Source organism: Nostoc sp. PCC 7524, from assembly GCF_000316645.1.
Classification (GTDB): domain Bacteria; phylum Cyanobacteriota; class Cyanobacteriia; order Cyanobacteriales; family Nostocaceae; genus Trichormus.
In genome coordinates this window covers 1,683,865-1,709,981 of sequence record NC_019684.1, presented here as the reverse complement: position 1 = coordinate 1,709,981, position 26,117 = coordinate 1,683,865, and the positions used below count along the sequence as shown (strand labels likewise).

The following is a 26,117-nucleotide window of genomic DNA, read 5'->3' as shown; positions in this document are numbered from 1 at the left end:
AAATACTTAAAAATCGGATCAGTATGTAATGTGATTAAATTATGGATACATCTAAAATCTGTTGTAAATATCTATGAAAATAAAAGTTATTAGTTATTTATACAAAACAATGGTATTGATCAGCTAACACTATCAATCTTTAAAAACTCACTTAAACAACTGACATATTGCAGCTAACAGCAAAGCAACTCCATCTGTTTATGAATTTTTTTATTCCTATATGCGGAGTTAGCTATTTTGCAGTGCATATTTGATATTCATCCAAAACCAAATTATTAATAACTAGCAAATAGCTGTTTCCTGTCTATTCTCCTGACTTCACTACGGTTAATATGGAACTCAATCAAGAAGATTTTCTCCAGGTTGCTGCAACACAATTAGATTCGCAACAGTTGGCAATTCCAGATTTACTTGGTGATCCCTTATCTGGCAAATTAGAACAACTCAGTACAGAGCCACTTTTAGACATAAATTGGTCAGCAAATAGAGAATCTTCACAGGAGACAGTTATTGCCTATGGTGAACCGACTAGCTTCATAGAAGATCCCTTGGTTGGTTCTTTAACAGACACCAGAGAAATACTTTATTGGCAAGGAGGTAGCGGTTTTTGGGATAATCCAAATAACTGGAGTGCAGGCAGATTGCCTGGCGCTAATGATGAAGTAGTTATCGATGTTCCACAAGAAGTTACTATCACTTTTCGCCAAGGTTCGGCATCCATTGCCAAGCTAACATCTCAAGAGAATTTAGTCATTTCCGGTGGTAGTTTGACTATCCTTGATGAAGGGTTGATTAACAATAACCTAACTCTCAGTGGCGGCACACTCAACACTACAGGTACAGTTACCCTGCAAGGACAAAATCAGTGGAGAAGTGGCACAATTTCTGGGACTGGAATTGTCAATATTGCTGCACAGTCTAATCTAGACATTACCACCAGTGGTTACAAAGGTATCCGGGGAAAAGTCACCCTCAACAATACGGGGACAATCATTTGGGATGGCGGTTATGTTGATGGTGACTACAACAGTGCTGAGGATGTTATCAATAACCAGGGCATTTTTGAAATTCAAAATGACAACTATCTTTACTACCTGACATTTAATAACAGTGGCAGTTTAATTAAATCTGGTGCTACAGGAACAACGAATTTCTATCAATCACAATTCCACAACACTGGCACTGTTGACTTACAAAGTGGAAATATCAACTTCAATGGTGGTGGTAGCAGTAATGGGGGGACGTTCAAACTCGCTGCCAACACAACCGCACAATGGAGTGATGACTATACAATCGATGCCAACAGCATTTTCACCAGTCTAGGAACAGTCCAGGTTTCGGGAGGAAATGTCAACTTTCAGACAAATATTGATGTACTACCAAATCTGCTCGTCAGTAGTGGTAGCTTAACACTAGCATCACAAACATTAGATGTAGCCAAATTAGTCCTGAGTGGTGGGACACTTAACACCACAGGTACTCTCATTATTGATGACTTTACCCTGAGTGGCGGGACACTCAACACCACAGGTACAGTTACCCTGCAAGGACAAAATCAATGGAGAAGTGGCACAATTTCTGGGACTGGAATTGTCAATATTGCTGCACAGTCTAGCCTGAAAATTACCACCAGTGGTTACAAAGGTATCCGGGGAAAAGTCACCCTCAACAATACGGGGACAATCATTTGGGATGGCGGTTATATCGATGGTGAATATAACAGTGCTGAGGATGTCATCAATAACCAGGGCATTTTTGAAATTCAAAATGACAACTATCTTTACTACCTAACGTTTAATAACAGTGGCAGTTTAATTAAATCGGGTGCTACAGGAACAACAAATTTCTATCAATCACAATTCCACAACACTGGCACTGTTGACTTACAAAGTGGAAATATCAACTTCAATGGTGGTGGTAGCAGTAATGGGGGGACGTTTCAACTCGCTGCCAACACAACCGCACAATGGAGTGATGACTATACAATCGATGCCAACAGCATTTTCACCAGTCTAGGAACAGTCCAGATTTCGGGAGGAAATGTCAACTTTCAGACAAATATTGATTTACTACCAAATCTGCTTGTCAGTAGTGGTAGCTTGACACTAGCATCACAAACATTAGATGTAGCCAAATTAGTCCTGAGTGGTGGGACACTTAACACCACAGGTACTCTCATTATTGATGACTTTACCCTCAGTGGTGGGACACTCAACACTACAGGTACAGTTACCCTGCAAGGACAAAATCAATGGAGAAGTGGCACAATTTCTGGGACTGGAATTGTCAATATTACTTCGCAGTCTAATCTAGACATTACCACCAGTGGTTACAAAGGTATCCGAGGGAAAGTTACCCTCAACAATGCGGGGACAATCATTTGGGATGGTGGTTATATCGATGGTGAATATAACAGTGCTGAGGATGTCATCAATAACCAAGGCGTTTTTGAAATTCAAAATGACAACTATCTTTATTACCTGACATTTAATAACAGTGGCAGTTTAATTAAATCGGGTGCTACAGGAACAACGAATTTCTATTTATCTCAATTCCACAACACTGGCACTGTTGACTTACAAAGTGGAAATATCAACTTCAATGGTGGTGGTAGCAGTAATGGGGGGACGTTTCAACTCGCTGCCAACACAACCGCACAATGGAGTGATGATTATACCTTTGACTCGCAAACTATCTTTTCCGGTGCAGGAACAGTCCAGGTTTCTGGAGGTACTGTTAACCTCAACCTCACTACGGTTAATCTGCCGCATTTAGTCCTGAGTGGTGGGACACTTAACACCACAGGTACTCTCATTATTGATGACTTTACCCTCAGTGGTGGGACACTCAACACTACAGGTACAGTTACCCTGCAAGGACAAAATCAATGGAGAAGTGGCACAATTTCTGGGACTGGAATTGTCAATATTGCTGCACAGTCTAGCCTGAAAATTACCACCAGTGGTTACAAAGGTATCCGGGGAAAAGTCACCCTCAACAATACGGGGACAATCATTTGGGATGGCGGTTATATCGATGGTGAATATAACAGTGCTGAGGATGTCATCAATAACCAGGGCATTTTTGAAATTCAAAATGACAACTATCTTTACTACCTAACGTTTAATAACAGTGGCAGTTTAATTAAATCGGGTGCTACAGGAACAACAAATTTCTATCAATCACAATTCCACAACACTGGCACTGTTGACTTACAAAGTGGAAATATCAACTTCAATGGTGGTGGTAGCAGTAATGGGGGGACGTTTCAACTCGCTGCCAACACAACCGCACAATGGAGTGATGATTATACCTTTGACTCGCAAACTATCTTTTCCGGTGCAGGAACAGTCCAGGTTTCTGGAGGTACTGTTAACCTCAACCTCACTACGGTTAATCTGCCGCATTTAGTCCTGAGTGGTGGGACACTTAACACCACAGGTACTCTCATTATTGATGACTTTACCCTCAGTGGTGGGACACTCAACACTACAGGTACAGTTACCCTGCAAGGACAAAATCAATGGAGAAGTGGCACAATTTCTGGGACTGGAATTGTCAATATTACTTCGCAGTCTAATCTAGATATTACCACCAGTGGTTACAAAGGTATCCGGGGAAAAGTCACCCTTAACAATGCGGGGACAATCATTTGGGATGGTGGTTATATCGATGGTGAATATAACAGTGCTGAGGATGTCATCAATAACCAGGGCATTTTTGAAATTCAAAATGACAACTATCTTTACTACCTGACATTTAATAATGTAGGGACTTTAATTAAATCTGGGAATACTGGCACAACTACTTTTTATTATTCTCAATTCCATAATACTGGCACTGTTGATTTGCAGAAAGGGAAGCTGAGTTTCATTGCTGGTAATTTTGTCAATTCTTCAGGTCAGATTCTGCAAAATGGAGGAATCTTTGATACTGCTGGTAGTAGCTTCGTTGAGGATAATCAATTACCTGATTTAAAGATAACGGCAGCTAATGCACCTACAAATACAAAACCAGGTTCTAGTATTGCTATTAGTTGGACAGTCGCAAATGTAGGGAATGACGTAACAAATGTTTCTGATTGGTATGATGGAGTTTATTTATCTCAGGATGATATTTTTGATTTTACGGATACTTTCATTACTAGAATAGCCAAGCCTAAACAGTTAGCTATTAATAGTAGTTATACTGTCGATCGCACGATTATTTTACCTGAAATAGCCACCGGGCAGCAATTTTTAATATTTGTGGCTGATGAAAAATATAATCAGGTAGAAGCTCAGGAAGCTAATAACTTTTTTGCCAAGGCGATTCAATTTCTAAATGTTAATAATAATCCTCCAACAGATATTGAATTAACGAATAATCAGGTTAATGAAAATAGTGCCAACGGAACACTAATAGGTACTTTAGCTACCACAGACTCTGATATTGGGGATACGCATACCTATAAATTATTAGATAACGCCGAAGGTCGCTTTTTCTTGGATGGTAATCAATTAAAGGTGGCGAATGGAGCATTATTAGATTTTGAGATTAACAACCAATATGATATTGTTGTCCAGACTGTTGATCAAGGTGGATTAAGTTTCGATAAAACACTGACCATACAACTAAAAAATGTCAATGAATCCCCAGTCAATATTCAAATTAGTAATAGTAGTGTAGATGAAAATAGCCCCAATGGCACAGAAATAGGTGTCTTTAGTACCACTGATTTAGATGGAGTAGATACTCATACTTATATATTAGTTGATAATGCAGGCGATCGCTTCCAGTTAGTCGGCAATCAATTACAGGTTAAGCAAGGTGATTTATTAGACTTTGAAGCCTCTACAAATCACCAAATTACCGTCAGAACTACTGATGCGGGCGGACTAAGTTTTGAGAAAACATTCACAATTAATCTCAGGAATGTTAACGAAGCACCAACGGCTATTCAATTAAGTCATACTAACATCAATGAAAATAGTCCTAATGGTACGGTAATTGGTAACTTTACTACCATTGACCCAGAGGGCGGCACTAACTATAGTTATAGTTTATTAAATGATGCCCAAGGCAGATTTAAGATTACAGGGAATCAATTAGTTATTGCTGATGGCAGTTTATTAGACTTTGAGAGCAATACTAATCATCCAATTATTGTTCGTAGCCAGGATGTAGGCGGCTTAACTGTTGATAGTACCTTCAATATTACAGTTAATAATCTGCAAGAACCTGATTTAACTATTCAATTAACCTCTGTACCTCCTAATGCTCAATTTGGTACAGCTTTTAATGTGACTTGGGTAGTCAAGAATGTAGGTGATGATCCGACTACGAATAATTGGAGCGATCGCCTATACTTATCTACAGACTCCGCCATTAGTCAAGATGATATTCTCCTAGTGACAAAAGCCGCTAGTCAAACTCCTTTATCACCTAATGGTCAATATCTCCAGACGGCATCTATCACCATCCCCCTCAATCAAAACTCCCTAGCCGGTCAATATTATATCCTAGTTGAAACCGATACATTCAAAAACCAGCTAGAGATTAATGAAACTAATAATATTGCTCAACAAATCCTGCAATTAACTCTACCTGAATTACCAGATGTATTAGTTAGCAATATAGTTCTTCCCAGTACAGCCAGACCAGGGCAAACTGTTAATATTGGTTGGTTAGTTACTAATCAAGGTCAAGGAATTGCCCAAGGTGCATGGGTAGATAAAATATATCTTTCTGTGGATGGCACATTAAATGGTGCCACCTTACTCAGTAGCGTTATTCGTAATGTAGATTTAGCAGCTAATCAAACCTATAATGCCTCAGCTAATGTAGTAATGCCATCTGTGGCCGATGGTAATTATCAGCTAGTTATCGTCACCGATGGCGATAATGCTGTTTTTGAAGGAGATAAAGAAAATAATAATCTCCTAGTGGCATCGACAGGATTAACAATTGGTAATCCTGATTTAGTCCCCACAATTACCTCTGCACCACAAACAGCTACATCAGGAACGACTATTTCCTTACAGTGGAATGTCAAGAACCAAGGATTACTCAAAACTTCAGAAACATGGCTAGATAAAGTTTATTTATCCACTGATAATCAATGGGATAGCCAAGACATCTTATTGGCAGAATTCAACCATATCGGAGAATTAGCCAATAACCAGAGTTATAATGCCGAACTGAATGTTAACTTACCAATTGGGGCGCGTGGCAATCAATATTTATTGGTAGTAACTGATAGCAATAACCAAGTTAATGAAGGCAACCGAGAAACCAATAATACCGCAGCTGCCGCCATTAACATTCAATTAGCGCCCTACGCAGATTTGGCTGTCTCCAATGTCACTGCACCCACCCTGACCATTGACGACCCCGCCACAGTGACAATTGGCTGGCAAGTGACCAATCTAGGAACTGGTACAGGTAAAGTTAATTCCTGGGTAGATAGGATAATTGCCTCTACAGATGAAATTGTCGGTAATGGGGATGACCGGATATTAGGCAACTTCACCCATACAGGATTCCTAGAGGTTAATGCTAGCTACAGCCGTAGTGAAACAATATTACTGCCGCCAGCTTTCCAAGGTCGTTACCGCCTGTTTGTGCAAACCGATGCTACAGGCTTAGTTTATGAGAATAACTCAGAAACTAATAACGCCGACCAAGCACCGCAATTTTTTGATGTCATGACCAAACCCTACGCTGACTTGGTAATTTCCGGGTTAGCGACGGATGCAACGGGGAATAGTGGTCAATTTTTGAATATCTCTTGGCAGGTTAAAAACCAAGGCATTGGAATTACAGATACCAGTTCTTGGTCAGATACAGTGAGACTGGCGAAGAATGCCGATGGTACAAATGTTGTCACTACCGCCAACTTCCAACACGTTGGTTCCTTAGCCGTGGGTGGCACATATAACCGGACTGTGCAGTTACCCTTACCTAACGGTTTGCAAGGTGAGTTTTACGTGGTACTGGATACCTCCGGCCCCTTTGAATTCATCTACAACAATAACAACCGCTTCATCTTTTCCAACCCCGTTACAATTAACCTCTCCCCCGCACCAGATTTAGTAGTTACCGACATCACTGCACCCACCGCCATCAAAGCAGGGAAAACCATTGATGTTTCCTGGACGGTGAAAAACCAAGGTTTAGGTGCTGCTACTGGGCAAACTTGGACAGATAGTATTGCGATTCGGGAAGTGGGCAACCCCAACGCCCTAGCCATTACACTCAGGTCATTTACCTATGACAATAACCTGGGGGCAGGGAATTTCTATCAGCGTTCCGAACAAGTCACCCTTCCCAATAACATCCAAGGGCTGTATCAAGTGGAGGTGACAACCAATGTCGGCGGTTCACTGTTTGAAAATGGTGCTACCAACAATAACCGCAGCGTTGACGACCAGAGTATAGAAATCAGCTTACCACCCTTACCAGACCTGCAAATTATTGAGCTAGAAGCCCCTGATAGTATTTCAGCAGGGGGAGCGATCGCCGTCAAGTTTGTGGTGAAAAACCAAAGTCAAGCCGTTGCTACCAGTACTCCCAGATGGAAAGATCATGTTTATCTCTCCCTCACTGCACCTCAAAATAACCTCATTCCTGGGGATGCTTTACTGTTGGGTTCTTTAGATAATGGGGCAGCCCTTGCACCTACAGAAAGTTACCAAAGTCAAATCAGTAACTTGGTAATTCCCAGAAATTATCGCGGTAAAGCCTATATCATCGTCAAAGCTGATGCTGGCAACCAAGTTAACGAGTATCCCCAAGACAACAACAATATTCTCTTTAAAGAAATTCAAATTAATCCCCTACCGCCGGCGGATTTAGTCGTCTCCAATGTGGTTGCTAATGACCAAGCCTTCGACGGTTCCACCATTGAAGTAACCTACAAAGTTACTAATAAAGGTGTAGGAGAGACAGATAGAAATACCTGGACAGACACAATTTGGCTCACCCGCACCAAAAAACGACCCTCCCCAATTGCCCAAGGTTCAGAAGGAGAAGGGGCAGCTTTTGATATTCTCCTAGGAACTTTCAGCCATACAGGTTCCTTGCTAGTGGGAGAAAGTTATGAGAAAACGGTAAGAGTTAAACTCCCAGACCACCTAAGCGGCGAATGGCACATTACACCCTGGACAGATGCCTATAATGTCGTCACCGAAGACACCTTAACCGATAACATCAACCCCGATGACCCGAATGAGGTCGATAACAATAACTACAAAGCCCGACCAATTACCGTCTTATTAACTCCTCCTGCCGATTTGATTGTGGAATCAATTACCCCCACAGCCCAAGCCGTCGGCGGTCAACCCTTCACAGTCAAGTGGACGGTGAAAAACCAAGGTACTTCCGTAACTTCCAGCGATACGTGGACTGATTATGTGTATTTATCTGATGCGCCACAGTTAAACGTTTCTGGGGCTAAGTATCTATTCCTCGGTGCATTTAACCACAATAGTCAACTCAACCCTGACCAAACCTACACCACAGAACGCACCTTTAACTTAACCCCAGCTGCTAATGGTCAGTATGTCATTGTCATCACCGACCCAAATATTGGTGGGGGTAGTGTCTGGGAAGGAGACTATGAAAATAACAATAGTCTGTCTGTCCAAACGAATGTGACAGCCGCCCCCGCAGATTTAGTTGTCACCGATATCATCACCCAACAGCAAAACTTCTCTGGGGAACAGACAACCATTCAGTGGACTGTCAAAAACATTGGTGGTGCGATGTGGTCGGGGACACGCTTCTGGACAGATAGAATATATATTGCCCCAGACCCAACTTTCATTCCTAGTAGGGCAATTGAATTAGGTAGTGTTAGTTATAGTCCTGAGCAACCCTTGGGTACAGGTGATAGTTATACCCAAACCAAGCAATTTACCCTACCTAGAGGTATTGACGGCGATTACTATATCTATGTCTTCACCGATATCGGTACAGGCATCATCGATGGTGGAAATAATGACGAAAGCCGGAAATTCTATCTTTCTCACGGTTTTGAAGACCCGTCAAATAACAGCAATGTCAAACCCATCCCCGTTACCTACAGAGAACCAGATTTACAGGTAACTGATTTAGTTGTCCCCACACAAAAACCCAGTTCTGGGCAAGTCATCCCCATCAGTTGGAAAGTCACCAACCTGGGGACGCGGGACACTCGTGAAGCAGGTTGGCTAGATAGAATTTATCTCTCCCGTGACCCATCTTTAGATAACAGTGACCAATTATTAGGTACTTATATCCGCTATGGGGGACTAGCCAAAGCTGCATCTTACCAAGCTACCCAGAATGTCACCTTACCTGATGGAATTGAAGGAGACTTCTATATTCTCGTCTTTGCCGACTCTAATATCACTGGTCTGATACCTCCCGGTGGCCCCGGTGTAGATTTTGAAGGGATTGACCGCGAGTTAGCCAGGGTCGGTGAATTTAGAGATGAAGGTAACAATATTACCTCTGCCTTCTTACCCATTGCCTTAACTCCACCCCCAGATTTACAAGTGACTGCGATTTTGGGTGTACCAGAACGGACGACCATTGGGCAAAGCTTTAATATTACTTACACCGTCAGCAATGTTGGTACAGGGGATACATCCGCTTTGCAGACTCAGTGGGAAGACTTAATTTATCTCTCCCGTGACCCCTTCTTAGATTTGCAAAGCGATCGCTACCTCACAAGGGTGCAACAATATAATAAAACCCTCAAAGCTGGGGAAAGCTACAACGAAACCGTCACCCTGAAATTACCCACAGATTTATCTGGGCCATTCTACGTCTTTGTCGTCACCGACCCCCAACGCCACACCCCCAGAGGTCAGGTATTTGAAGGCAATAACGAAACCAACAACGCCACACCCAGCACCCCGATAATTTTGGAAGTGCCACCCCCGGCTGATTTACAGGTTGGTGATATTACCGTTACAGGTGCAGTTAAATCCGGCGAACCCATCAACCTTAACTGGACAGTCACTAACTACGGCCCCAACGCCGCCAAAGGCCAATGGAGTGACTCAGTTTACTTATCTAGTGATGCCATTTGGGATATAGGCGATCGCTTAATCGGTCGTTTCGATTATAGTGGTGAAATTAAACCAGGGGAATCTTACACAGGTCAATTACTTCCCTCGCAAGCCTACCTCCCCGCCGCCACCCCTGGACAATACCGGATTATTGTCCGCACAGATATTTACAATCAAGTCTACGAAGCGGAAAACGAAGTCAACAACATCACCCCCGCCGCCAATCCTGTTAATGTCACCGTTGATAAACTACAGTTGGGTGTTTCCCTCCCCACCACCCTCAGCACCGGACAAGAAAGGTTATATCAAATCGATGTCGGTTTCGGTCAAACTCTGAAAGTTGATTTAACCACCGCCGCCAACACCTCCACGAACGAACTATTTATTCGTTACGGTGATGTCCCCACACCCTTCAATTACGACGCAATTTATACCACACCCCTACAAGCCAATCAAAGCGTTATTGTCCCCACCACCAAACAAGGGACATACTACGTCCTGGTGCGTGGGCAGTATGCACCCAGTAACAACACCCCCGTCACCCTACTTGCTGACGTTCTCCCCTTCAGTATTACCAACGTTGCAACCGACAGAGGCGGTGACGGTAAATACGTTACTACCCACATTTACGGGGCGCAGTTCCACCCCAACGCCATCGTTAAATTAGTCCGTCCTGGCTTTGCTGAATACGAACCCGTCAGCTACAAAGTCATTGATAGTACCCAAATCCAAGCCATCTTTGACTTTACCGATGCCCCACATGGTTTGTATGACGTAAAAGTAATTAACCCCGATGGCAAACAGGCAATTGTTCCTTATCGTTATTTAGTTGAGACAGCCTTAGAACCCGATGCAGACATCGGCCTTGGTGGGCCGAGAGTTTTAAGCCCCTTCCCCACAGGTAACATTGGGCGTTACGGCGTATCACTCATTAACCAAACCAACCTCGACTTACCCTATGTCTTTTTTGAATTTGGTTTACCAGAACTAGGTAAGAACGGGGAATTTTTCGGGCTACCCTATGTCACCTTTAACACAAATCTAGGCGGCACACCAGAAGGGTTACGAGATATTCCTTGGGCGAGTTTGGCATCCGAAGTCAACACCACAGGCGAAATTCTCGCCCCTGGTTACGCCGTTGATTTAGAAACCAGAGGCTACGCCGGACTGAACTTTACCGCCCATGTTTACGACGGTATCGAAGAACTCTTAGCCCAAAATCCCAAACTTTTAGAAACTCTCGACGAAGACCTTGACCTAGCCTTTAAATTCCACATCCTGGCAGCTGCCACACCGATGACCCGTGATGAATTCATCAGTAAGCAGCGTCAGGAAGCTTTGAAACTCCGCCAGAAAATTCTCGCTGACCAGACAACTTCCCAAGGCTTAATAGTCTTAGCAGCCAATGAAGAGAACTGGATAGCCCTCTACCTCACCGCCTTAGAACAAGCTGGTTTACTGCGTCCCGAAGACCAACCGCCACCAGTGAGAGAAAATCCCTACCTAGTCAGCCTCATGGCTACCCTGAGTTCTGGGATTTTAGCCGGGCCTGCGGGTAATCAGATTGTCACTAATGGTAATTTGGTCGCCTTCTTTGCACAGGTACGCCAGTGGTATGGACACAACCCCGAACTACTGGGGAATGCTGCACCACCGCCAGCCTCAGAATATGACCAGCAACTAACACAACGCACCCGCTTTGAAGCCTTTAACATTTACGTCCCCCACAAAACCCGCCTAGACTTACCGGGATTTGTGGAAGTCAACCCGCCGGACTTCTCCCGCTTCTTCAGTGGCGTGGTTAGCAATCAACTAGCATCGATTACCGGGCCTTTGGGCTTTGGTAGTGACCAATTTATCCCCACCGGACAAGCATTACCCTACACCATCAACTTTACTAATGCTGCCAATGCTGCCTCTAGTCCTAGCCAAATTCAAATCGCTACTCAATTAGACCCCGACCTCGACCCCCGTACCTTCAGGTTGGGTGGCTTGCAAATTGGCGATATTCAAGTACATATTCCCAACGGTCGCGGTACATTCCAAGGAGACTTTAACTTTGTCCAATCCCAGGGCTTTATCCTGCGGGTAAATGCTGGATTGGATGTCACAACCAACACTGCCACTTGGTTATTACAAGCCATTGACCCAACCACAGGGGAATTAATTCAAGGTCGGGATGTGGGGTTATTACCTGCCAATGATGCCAACGGTGCAGGTACAGGCTTTGTCACTTACACCATCTTACCCAAAGTAGGGACAGCCACAGGTACAGAAATTACTGCCACCGCCGGCGTAGAATTTAATACTACTGCCCCCGAACAAACTCTAGCAACAGTTCACACCGTTGATGGAGTTGCCCCCACGACCACCGTGACTGTTACACCCTTAGTTCCCGGTGGGTCAGATTATCAAGTGGAGTGGCAAGCCGTTGACGATACCAACGGTGCAGGTGTGAAACACGTTACCGTGTATGTGTCGGAAAATGGCGGTAACTTCGTCATCTGGCAACGGCAAACCACAGAAACCTCCGGGGTGTACAGTGGTCAAGCTGGTAATACCTATCGCTTCATCGCCCTAGCCACAGACAACGCCGGCAACAGAGAACAACCACAGCTAGGCATTCAAGCCCCCGATGATGGTTCTAGTGTGAACTTAGGCACACTGCCCAGCATTCCTGGTACAACTACCCCAGATTTAGGTACAGCCCCCACTCCCAACCCCCAACCCTCACCCCAAACCAACCCCTTATTTACCGAAGCCGAAAAACTCATTCCGGTTAACTTAGATACCACTAGGGAATCGGAGTTTAGTACCGTCCTGCGTCCCTTTATTGCCGAAGCCTTTGCTACAGGGATTTTGCCAAGTCATGGCAATATTGGGGCAATGGCGATCGCAGTGCGTACCGATGGGTCGGTTATTACCAGTGGTGGCAGAGGTCGCAACCAACTATTCATTTTACCCAGGGAAGGTGGTCAGGTGGGTACAGCCTTAGCTACTCTCCCCTACCCCATCTTTGACCTCGCCTTTGATAGTCAAGGTAATCTCTGGGCAGCCACAGGCGGCGGTCCCTTACTACAACTCAATCCCCAAACAGGGGCAATTCTCCAAGAATTTGGGGACAGCATCACCCAAACTCTAGCCATTCACCCCACCACCGGACTGATTTACGTCTCCTCCGGTAACGGCATCGAAATCTTTAACCCCACCACCCAAACATTCAGCCATTACAGCGACCTGCGGGTAGGCAATATGGCCTTCGACTCCAACGGCGACCTGTGGGCAGCCGTCTGGCCAGAACGGGGTGATGTCGTCCGCTTTGGGGCTGATGGCAAACCCCAAAAGATGCTGCAATTTGCCACCCCTGTAGATTCCCTCAGCTTTGGTAAAACAGGTAGCACCCTAGAAGGGTTGTTATTTATCTCGAATAACAGTGGTGTGAAACCCAATACCCCTAGTCAACTAATTATGGTTGACTTAGCCACCCTACGCTGGGTAGCCGTTGCCCAAGGTGGTAGTCGGGGCGATATCGTCAAAACTACCGCCGACGGTCGGGTGTTGTTGAGTCAGTCGCAACAAATAGACGTTTTAAGCCCCTTATTACCTCCCCGCGTCGCCGCCACTAACCCCGCCCCCAACGCTAATGTCACTTTACCCAACAGCACCATTTTGGTGACATTTGACCAAGATATGTTTGTGGGTGCGGCTACCGATACAGCTTCTGTAACTAACCCCAATAACTTTAGGCTAACTGGGGAAAACGTCGGCACAATTACACCACAGCAGGTAGTGTATGATGCTGCCAGCCGTTCCGCCCTGTTAACCTTCGATGCCCTGATACCCGATAAGTACGAGTTACTGGTAGAAAGTACCGTCCAAAGTCGGGCTAGGTTGGCGATGACGGCAGATTATCTGGGCAACTTCACCGCCATTTCTGACTTCTCAGCCTTGGTTGACTTTGCCTTCGCTAACCCCCGTTCCGACCGGGGCGACGGTACAATTTCCTACGAAGTCACCATTACCAACAAGGCAGACTATCAACTGCAACTGCCCTTACTGCTACTATTGCAACCTGCACCCTACGTCACAGGTCAACCAGTGGGGACAGTAGGACAAAACCAAGAGGGCGCTTACCTACTAGATTTAAGTGCCAGCTTACCCAGTGGCGTACTCGACCCTGGTGCAGCCATCAGCGCCCGTACTATCTCCATTCAAAACCCTGAACAACTGCGGGCTGACTTTGCACCAGGAATTTATGCCCTTCCCTACCCGAACCAAGCACCACAATTCACTTCTAACCCAGTCACTACAGCCACCGCAGGTCAAGCTTATAGTTATCAAGCCACAGCCCAAGACCCCGACGGTGTAGCCTTGAGCTACTTGCTATACTCCGCACCCGCAGGGATGACCATTAACTCCAGCACTGGATTAATTAGTTGGACACCCACAGCCGAGAGTGCAGTAGCCACCCCCGTAGTTTTGCGCGTGTATGATTCCCGTGGTGGACATAGTACCCAATCCTTCACAATTCAGGTAGCAGGTGGTAATAGTACGCCCGTCCTCGAAGCACTACCAGAGGAAATTACCGGACGGGAAGGGGAACTACTCCAAATTGCCATCTCTGCTACGGATGCAGATAATCAAAGATTAATTTACTGGGCAGACAATCTCCCAGGCGGGGCAGTTTTCGACCCCCAAACCCGCATCTTGAGTTGGAAACCTGGATTTGATGCGGCTGGGACTTATGCCAATGTGCAGTTCTTTGTAAGTGATGGCTTACAGACAAGCAGCCAAAGCGTGACTTTGCTCATTGCACCCCAAAACCAAGCACCTAACTTGATTCGTCCGAGCGATCGCACCATTCAAGAAGGTGATAGAATTCGTATCCCCCTCATTGCGACCGACCCAGAAAATCAAACCCTCACCTATATCAGCACCCTATTACCACCAGGGGCAACCCTCAATCCTCAAACAGGCGTATTCGAGTGGACACCCGCCTACTTCCAAGCCGGGGAGTATGAGATTCCCTTCTCAGTTAGTGATGGGGAATCTGTCACCACCAAGGTAACTAAAATTACCGTTTTAAATGTCAACGCTGCTCCAGTCTTCGACAATTTAGATAGATGGCAAATCCAAGAAGGACAAGCAATTAACTTCCGCGCCTTTGCCCTTGACCCCGATAACCCCGGCTTTATCCCCCAAATACGCAACAGTGACGGCACACTCACACCCCTAGAAGGTAGCGAACCCACAGTTACCTATACTGTCACCAACCTCCCCACCGGGGCGACCTTTGACCCAGCCACAGCCATCTTTAGTTGGACACCTGGATTTACCAGTGCAGGTAACTACATAGTCACCTTTACCGCCACAGACAACGGTGATGGCACAGGGGTAAATCGTGCGACTACAGTGAATGTCCCCATTCAGGTACTCAATTCTAACCGTCCGCCACAAATCCAACCCCTAGACAACCGCACCATCCAACGGGGTGAAGTTCTCGAAATACCAATCCAAGTCATTGACCCCGATGGCAACCCCGTAGTTATCACTGCTCAAGGCTTACCAGGATATGACATCCCCAGCTTTGCCACCTTCACCGACAACGGCAATGGTACAGGATTATTACTGTTAACTCCTGGTATGAATGAAACTGGTGACTATACCATTACCTTCACAGCCACAGATAACGGTGATGGCGGTGGACAAACAGCCATTCTCAGTGATGAATATACCTTTGTGGTGACAGTAGATGCACCCAATGAAGCACCAAAACTCAACTTCCTGGGTAATCGGGTGGCCGTAGTTGGGGAGACTTTACAGTTTACCGTGCAAGTGAGCGATCGCAACCAGGACCCCCTTAACTTCACCACTGTTAGTCTACCCCCCGGTGCCACTCTCACCAATACATCCATCTACGGCCAAGCCATCTTTAACTGGCAACTCACCCTGGCTGATGTTGGTACTTACACCTCCACCATTAAAGTCACAGATAGCGGTAACGGCGACTCCAACCAAGCCCTCAGCGACCAAAAGACCTTTAATATCGTGGTGCGGACAGCTAACCAAGCCCCTGTCCTCCCAGCCATCAATCCCCAAGTCATTAACAAAGGTCAAACCATCACCCTTTCTCTCAACGCCACTGACTCCGATGGCGATACTATTACTTACTCCTCACCCAACTTACCCATTGGTGCAGTCTTAGACCCAGTTACAGGGATATTCACCTGGACACCTAACTTCTCAGCCACAGGTATTCAAGTCATCGCCAACGACGGTAATAAATCCAGTCTGCAAACCTTCTCAGTTCAAGTCAGCAACGCCAACCAAAACCCCGTCCTCATTCCTCTCCCCGCCCAATTTGGTAGAGAGAACACCCTGTTACAATTTACCCTCGCCGCCAACGACCCCGACGGCGACACCCTCACCTACGCCCCCATTTCACCCTTACCCATCGGCGCATTATTTGACACCCAAACCCGCCAATTCCGATGGACACCAGGATTTGAGCAAGCTGGTGATTACCTGCTGAAATTTGCCGTCTTCGACCCACAGGGGGCAAGTAGCAGTATTGATGTGCCTGTCAGTATTGAAAATGTCAACCGTCCGCCAACTTTGGAGGTGACAAACCACAACGCCGTCTTAGGTCAAGAACTCACCTTTAAGTTAGTAGGTCAAGACCCAGACCTAAATACCACCCTCACCTACACCGCCCAAAATTTACCCACCGAGGCCAACTTCAACAGCCAAACTGGGGAATTTAGCTGGATACCCAACCCCGGACAGGCGGGTGATTATGTCGTCACCTTCGCCGTCACCGATGGGGCAGCCACAACCACAGAAACCGCCTTAATTCGGACGGCAATTAATCCGCCCGTCCTCCCAGTTGCCATAGAAATTACCCCCAGCTTTGCCAGTGTCCCCAACCAGAAAGTCTTGATACACGCCACAGCCAATAGTTTGGCAGGTATCACCAACTTAACCATGACCGTCAATGGTCAAGCCATTAACTTAGATGCCCAAGGTCGGGGTGAATTTACACCGCAGACATCCGGCAGATTTATTGTGGAGGTGACAGCAAAAGATGAAGATGGCTATACAGGGACAGGGCAGACTGTCATTAAAGTCCGTGACCCCCAAGACCAACTTGCACCAGTGGTGTCCTTTGCGCCTGGTTTGAATGGCGCACAAATAGCCACCACAACTGATATTATGGGAGCGATCGCTGATACCAATCTGGATGAGTGGGTATTAGAAATTGCACCTTTGGGTAGCAAGGCCTTTGTGAAGTTAGCCAGTGGTAACACACCAACTAATACTACCCTCAGTCAACTGTTACCTGATGCCCTCAATAATGGATTCTACCAGTTAAGATTGACAGCGAGAGATATTAGCGATCGCACCAGCACCACCACCGCCACAGTTGAAGTTCACAGTCCTAGCAAATCTGCCCAATACACCCGCACCGAAACCGACCTATCTGTAAATCTCGGTGGCACAACTATAGATTTAGTCAGGGCTTACGACTCCCTCAATTATGCCCAGTCTAGTACATTTGGCTATGGTTGGCGCTTAGTTAATACTGATACCCAAATTCAAACTAATGTCCCCTTAACAGGTAGGGAACAACTCGGCGTTTACAACCCCTTCCGTCTCGGTACTAAACTATACCTCACCCTCCCCACCGGTGAACGCGTTGGCTTTACTTTCCAACCCCAACAGCAACAAATCCCTGGCTTCACCTACTACACACCCGCTTGGGTAGCCGATGCAGGGGTAAATTACACTCTAAAATCAGTCGATGCGTTGCTGACGCTGGCGGGTAACAGCTTGTATGAAATTAAGACAGGTCAACCCTACAACCCTGCCAATAGCCTATATGTAGGCACAAAATATACTTTAACTGCACCCGATGGTACGATTTATCACTTAGATGCCACAGGTAAAGTCAAATCCCAAATCACAGCCAACGGCAACCAACTAATTTACAGTGATAGCGGCATTATCGCTACCGCTACAGGGGAAGCAATTAGTTTTGTCCACGATGCCCAAGGACGGCTAACCCAGATTACCGCCCCTGATGGTCGCGTGTTGACTTATACCTATGATGACCAAGGTAACTTAATCAACGCCCGCAATCTAGCCTTGGGACAATCCAGCCGTTACAGCTACTCTGGCGATGAGCAAAATCTCCTCACACTCGTAGCTACACCCAGTCAAGCCGGACAAGCCATTGACTACAGTAACTCAGCCCCCCAAATCTCCCCAGTCATTGCCGATTTGGGTAGCGCGAATCAATATTTTGGTCAAACTACCAACGGTAACTTAACCGCAGGTCAAATCCAACGCTATACCTTCAGTGTGCGCGGTTCAGAAATCCTCTCTACAGACACCGACTCGGTACTGTTAGGGGTGGAAGTATTAGCAACTGGGGAACTGCAACCAGGAACACCCATCATCCGCAGTTTGACACCGTTATTCAGCCAAACTACTGCCAATAGTGCCTTTGGGTTATTTAGCATTAACCGCGAAGGCCTAAATCTCATCGAAATTGCTGGCGCGAACAACACCACAACTGGCGCGTATTCTCTACGGGTATTTGTGCCTGGGGATGTTAACAGTGACGGTAAAGTTGACGGTGTGGATAGTCAACTGATGATGTCTGCATTGGGTAGTGTGTTAGGTGATACTGAATATTCCCTAGCGTTGGATGTTAACCGAGATGGGGCAATTAATGCTACCGATGTGCAAATTCTCGGTAGTAATTTCGGCTTTATCGCTAATCAAGCCCCAGTGGTACAGACAGCCACCAGACTGACTCACCAGGACTTAGAACTAACAATTCCTTTAGGCAGTTTGGCAACTGACCCAGATGATGACCCTATCTTCTTCCGGTTAATTAACCCTGTTAACGGCACTGTCCAACTAAGCGCGGATGGGCAGAAAGCTGTGTTTATACCTACCTTGGGCTATGCAGGTGTAGCTAGTTTCCAGGTGTTAGCTGACGATGGGTTCGGCTCATCGGCTCCTGTAACCTTGACTGTGAATGTCAGCGATGCGCCGCTAATTGACCTGAGAATGAATCTCTCCGGTGCAATTCTCAACTTGGGTGACTCCACACAATTAGTAGTGACTGGCGATTTCAGCGACCAGAGCAATGTTATCTTGCCCCTGTCCTATCTGAGTACAGAACTCACTAATCCGCAGATTGTTAGCTTATCACCGCAAGGCATAATTAACACCCGTGAAGCAGGTAGCACAATTTTGCGAGTCTCCCGTGATGGGTTGCAAGCCATCTCTTCCATTGCTGTTGATATCCCCGATGAGGAAGGATACGGCTCCTTCCTAGGTCTTGACTACTTAGATGTATATCCCCAAGCCCTAACCGTGGCTACACCTGGTGCTACACGCCAGTTAATTATCAGCCGAGGCGGATTAGACTTTAATCTCACCAGTGCCAGCACGGGAACTGTTTACGTGTCCAGCAACCCGAAAGTGGTAACAGTTTCACCGGAAGGTTTAATTACAGCTGTAGCTCCAGGTCGGGCAACGGTGACAATTATTAACGGTGTTGCCCAGGAAGATATCCCCATCTTAGTAGAATTACCCCACATCGGCCCCACTCCTATTGGTCAAGGTGGTGGTGCAGTCCAAGGTAATGACGGTTCAATTGTCACTATCGGCCCCAATGTTCTAGAGCAAAATGTTACCGTCAGCATTGCAGGGGTAGATGCCAATAGTCTGCCATTCTCTGCGCCGGAAATCTTCCAACTAGCTGGTGCATTTGAGTTGCAAGTTGGTGACAAACCTTTAAGAGAAGCGGTACAGTTAGCCATTCCCGTAGCTAGCAATATTCCTGTGGGTAGTCAGGTGCAATTTTTCCGCGCTTCTACCATAGTTGATGAAAATGGTCAAGTAAAACCTGTCTGGTTGGCAGTAGAAACTGGTATCGTCGGTGCAGATGGTATGGCCCGGACTTCCTCACCACCCAGCCAAGGTGTGCAGCGCAGTGGCACTTACATTGTGAGTTACTACCCGGATATCACTGGCACAGTGGTAATTAATGCTACTGGTAACACAGGGACAGGTGCGGTAGCGATCGCCTCTACTTCCACTGGTACAAGCTTTGGTACAGCACTAACCAGTAGCTTGGGGTTTGTGATGCTGTTACCTGCAATATCCTGGGTAATTAACATCTTCCGCTCTAATCCGGATGACTCTGTTAGTATTACACCCACCCCAGTTAGCGTTAATCCTGGACTCAACGAACTGACAGTTCGTTTAGCTCCACCCACCGCTACAGCCCCAGCCAGTGATCCGCCACAAATTACCCAAGTTAATTATGTCAGAGGTGATAACGAATTACTCATCGAGGGTCAGCGATTCCTAGATGCTAATGCCCGTGAAGTCAATGGTATCCGCCTTGGCTCTCGCAACAGCGATGTGGAAGTAGTATTTAAAGGATTAAACGGTGAACTCAAACGAGTTTCTGGTAGTGATCTTCAGGTAGTGAGTGCAACCCAAATTAAAGTCTTAAATGTCCCAGATGATATTATTTTGGGACTATCGGAAATCAAAGTTGAACGCAAATATTGGACTCTCGATGGTGGTTTCGTCACAGGCAATATTAATTGGATTACAGGCACAAAAGAAAGTAACGTAGCGCGACTTGAACCCAAAGATGGGTTAGCCTTTGCCGCTTTGAGTAGTCAAGAAATGGCAATCATGAACGTCAGCACAGGCGAACTACTGAAAAAGGTTAACTTGGGTGCAACACAAGTGGCGATCGCCACCACCAATGACCTCACCCGCGCCTACGTTGGTCTCAGCAATGGTAGCATTGCCGTAGTTGATGCGGCAGCACTACAAGAGTTGGGATTCACTGCGCCTTTACTTCCCCCGCGTATCGTCTTACCCGGTAACAGTAGCGGCGAATTCTTCCTAGCGATCGACCCCGATAACCAGTTCTTATACGCTACAGGGCCGAATGACACCATCTACGTCATTGATATCCGTCCATCTTCGCCAACTTTCCACCAAGTACAAACATTTTCACTTGGTAACACTGGCAGCAAAATTGAGTTGCGCGGCCTGGCTATCAGTGCTGATGGACGCAGATTATATGTTGCGGCTGCCAAAACACGTTTATATGGAGACAATAGCTGGTACAAAGGCAATCGAGATCCAGGGCAAATATATGTAGTCAGTATTGATCCCAATGACAATGCAATTACTACCAGCAACCAGTTAGGTATTCCCCTTTACCGCACAGTCATCAAAGTTCTTGATGTCGGGATTGCGCCAGAAACTATTGTGGCAACTCCAGAAGCCTCTAAGCTGATTTTCACCACAATGTTAGACAATGGCCGGGGCTTCCACACCTTAACTGTACTCAATGACGACCCAATCAATTATCTTGCTCAGGTCAATACCGTAGATTTAACCCTTCCAGGCTCAAATAAATACGCCCTCTCCATCACCAATGCCAAAGACATTGCCATCTTGCCTGATTTATCCTACGCCTTTGTCAGCGATTGGGGACAACCATCTTTCCCAGGCAACATCACAGGTGATAGTGTCATTAGAGATGAGGGACGGACTGGAGCGAAAATTGGAGTCATCAAAGATCCCTTTGGTGCAGCGAAATTTGTTGGTGCAACAACTCCCCGATGGTTGCAATTTGCCGGTAGTTTGGCACTGACACCGGATGGTAAAACCCTCTTGGTAGGTTATCGATATGATAACGGGGTGCGAGTTTATGATGTGCAAAGGTTGATCAACACCGTTGAAAACCCTGGCAATGCTTCCGATTTAAAAGAAAAACCCATCGATGTAATTAATCCATCCGTTGAAAAAACGCCATTTGGGACTGATGCCGGGCCAAGGGATTTAGCTACGCAGGTCGAAGCACCTATCGTAGTAGAATACGCAGGTGGCAGATTTGGGGATATCATCAAAATTGATCTCAAGTCACTACTGGCACAAACTTTTGCTTCACCGCGTGATTTTGGTCTAGATATTGGCTCATTTGTCAACGGTAAAGTAGCGACTCTTACCTTCGCCCCCGGAAACATTCAGCCATTTGTTGTCCAAGAAGATACACAACTGAGTAATCTTTCTCTTGGCAATCAATTTGAAGATACGGGAGTCTTTTACTTTGTTCCTGAACTGGATATCAACAAAATCAGAAGCGAACAAGCACTCAACGCTTCTTTAGCAGTTGGTCGAGGATTCTTCACTGATCAAAACGGTAAACGCCGACAAATTCAAATCAAAATTCAAGTCTCTGATACAACTAACCCCTTTACAGGCGGCGGAACTCAGCTAGGTTACAACTATTTTGAACTGCTGGGGACAGTAGGCAATGGCGCTCAAAACAATCCTTTAGATGTCTATCGAATTGAACAGAGATTACAATATTTCGGATTTTTAGGTTGGGGTGGTACTTTTGTCGGTAATCAACCATCAGCCAGCAGCCAAGAAATTAAGGTTGATGGTCTGAGCGATCGCACAACCGAGGAAGCCATTAAACTATTCCAAGCTGCTGTTAGACCAGATAATAATGCTCAGTCTAATCCCTTTGGTAACGTAGTTACAGGTAGGGTAAATTCTACGGCTTCAGCTACCAGCGTTGATAGGTTAGCTTACGACTGGCTCAATGCTACCAACGCGCCTCGCTGGTTAGAACTCATCGACCCAGACTCGGTTGATAATCCGCAAGCAACACCGTTTGCTACGAATAATGGGGTGTTCGATATTTTACCTGAAAGAAATACAGATAATCCCAACATCGGAGCTAGGACTGGTCGCAAGCCTCAGTCTGAGCGATATGGAACTAGCTGGGCAATCAACATCTTCAGACAGGGGGCTGGTAATGTTCCCGGAACACAAGAAACTGCTGGTATCAGTGACATCTACAGCGATACGCGCCCAGATGTCCACGCCACCCACAAAGCTGGGCTAGACCTTGATGTGTCGATTAGAAACTATACTGCGATCGCTGGTACTACTGCCATCACTCACGCTGCTAACAATCTTAGTTTTGACGATCAAGTTACTCATTATCTCAACCCTGCCAATGGTCTCACAGCAGGTGAAATACAGGTTGTTCAAGAAATTGCTGAATACTACCGTCTCACAACCTTGGGCAATTCTGAACTACCACAGTTTAATGTAGTTTATATCGGTCATCCAGCTAACACCGCAACTCAACCTAATCACGCCAGAATTAGAACTGTTCTCACCAGACTGGGAATTAATAACGTACTCACCCCGCCGCACCATCACCACTACCACTTACGACTCCATCCTCCTACACGGGTTGACCTACCCCGGCCAATTACAGCTGTACAATTACCCTCCGTTTCAGTAGATAATGTCATTAATGTATCTAACCCCGATTTACAAGTAATTGCTCATGCAGCAATATCGAGATGGCAATCTGTGGGTCTGACCGATGAACAATTAGCCTTACTGCAAGATGTGCAATTTGAGGTGAGCAATCTCTCAGACCAGACATTAGCCTTAGCAGCTAATAAAGTCATCAGTATAGATACTGATGCGGCTAGTTATGGTTGGTTTATTGATACTACACCCACAACAGATGAAGAATTCACCCAAGTAATTAGTGATTGGGAACGCCACACCAATACCGCCAGCCCAATAGCAGGAAAAATCGACTTACTCACAGTCGTCATGCACGAACTTGGTCACATTATCGGATTGGCAGATGTGCCGGTGTCAGTTGACCCCACGCGGTTGATGACTAGCAAATTAGATACTGGGATACGGCGTTTACCATCATTGTTAGATTTAAGCTGGGATACTCATACTGAGGATCAACCAGTTAATACAACTACAAGTTACTACAGCCTTGACTTTACGCCACCAACCTATCAACTCACCACCCCAACATTACCAGTAACTACAGTCCAGTCGATTCAGTCACCAGCCACAGGTATTAGTAATGGAACATTTGCCATTAGCGATGTCAATACACCGGGATTTGGTTGGTTAAGTCGTGGCAATAGTACAGTTGAGAATGGTCAAGCAGTGATTAGAGAAGGCGATCGCTTTAACTCTGGATTCTTCCAAACCTTCATCATCCCCGATGGGACAAAAGCTTTACAGTTCAAGATTCTGCAAACCAACTTGGGTAGTACAACCCTTACCCCACCCGATGCTTTCGAGGTAGCTTTACTCAACCCCAACACCATGAACTCACTTTTGGGTACAGCCGCCGGACTCACCCAAACCGATGCACTGCTGAATATCCAACACAATGGTCAGTTCTACCTAGCACCCCAAGTCACTGTTACAGGGACAGACTTGTTAACAGTCAATATTGACCTAACTGGTGTTAATGCTGGTACAGCCGCCACCCTCTACTTTGACTTACTGGGCTTTGGTGAACGAGATGCAGCAGTAATTGTTGATGATGTGGTACTGCTGGGTGATATCGGTAACACCTCACCCGTCGCTGTCAACGACCAAGTAACTACTAATGAAAACATTGCCGTCACTATCTCCGTGTTAACTAACGATACTGATAGCGATGGTAGTTTAGATACAGGAAGTATAGTGATCGCATCTGCACCAACTAACGGCACAACCCAAGTCAACCCAGACGGTACAATCACTTACACCCCTAATGCTAACTTTAACGGTACGGATAGTTTCACCTACACAGTTAAAGATAATACCGGGACTACTTCCGATCCTGCCACTGTCACCGTAACTGTAAACGCAACCAATAATGCGCCAGTTGCCAATAACGACAGCATCACCACCAATGAAGGTAGCGCCGTCACTATCCCCGTGTTAAATAACGACACTGACAGCGATGGTAGTTTAGATACAGAAAGTATAGCGATCGCATCTCCACCAACTAACGGCACAACCCAAGTCAACCCAGACGGTACAATCACTTACACCCCCAACGCTAATTTTAACGGTACGGATAGTTTCATCTACACCGCCCAAGACAACGAAGGTTTAACTTCCAATCCCGCCACAGTCACAGTCACAGTCAATAACCTTACTCCCACGATTACAGATATCTCCGCTAACACCAACCTCAACGAAGGTGAGACAACCACCTTTAGCGCCACCGCCACTGATCCCGGTAACGACTCCCTCACCTACACCTGGAACTTTGGTGATAACAGTGATACTGTCACAGGTCAAACTGTACAACATACCTTTGCAGACAACGGTAACTACACCATCACCCTAACTGTGACTGACTCTGAAGGTGCAGCCACCACCCAAACTATATTAGTCAATGTCGCCAACGTTGCACCAATAGTAGAGGCAGGTGAAAATCAAACCACTGCTACAGGCACAAACATTAGCTTTGCAGGTCAATTCACCGATCCTGGTATCCTCGATACACACACTATTACCTGGGATTTTGGGGATGGCGAACAAGTCACGGGTACACTCAACCCCACCCACAGCTACACCCAAGATGGACAATATACCGTCATCCTCACTGTGACTGACAAAGATGGTGGAACTACCAGCGATACTCTGACTGTGAGTGTGAATAGCCAACTACCCAAAGTGACAATCAATGATGTCACTGTGAACACTAGCGATAGCAATAATATTTATGCCGAGTTTACTGTGAAATTATCTACTGCTAGTAATAGTCCTGTGACAGTGGACTTTAACACTGCTGATGATAGCGCGATCGCTAATACTGATTACATCCCTGCCAGTGGCAAACTGACCTTTGCACCAGGGGAAACTGTGCAGACTATCAGAGTAGCCCTCAAAAAACCAAAAGTTGGTGACATCGACGGTGATGGTGATGTTGATACCAATGATATGAACCTACTATTAGCGGCACGTAACACCCCAGCTACACCACCACAAGGCACAACCAAGGCCTTCTCTTTACTACTAGGTAATGCTACAGGTGCAATTCTCGACGATCATCTCGGTTTAGCAACTCTCATGGGTACTAAATATGACCCCCGTGACTTAGATGGCGATGGTATGATCACTGTCCTAGATGCAAGGAAATTAGCCCTCATTATTCGACATCCCGGCTAGGGGTGGGTTGAAAAAGTCTTT

1 protein-coding gene is annotated in these 26,117 nt (G+C 46.0%); it reads left to right on the top strand.

Features of this window, described 5'->3' with window-relative positions; genetic code table 11:
- Positions 1–332: 332 nt before the first annotated feature.
- Positions 333–26,096: a CARDB domain-containing protein gene (locus NOS7524_RS06620; protein WP_015137706.1), complete on the top strand. Its 25,764-nt coding sequence runs from the start codon at positions 333–335 to the stop codon at positions 26,094–26,096.
- Positions 26,097–26,117: the final 21 nt, after the last annotated feature.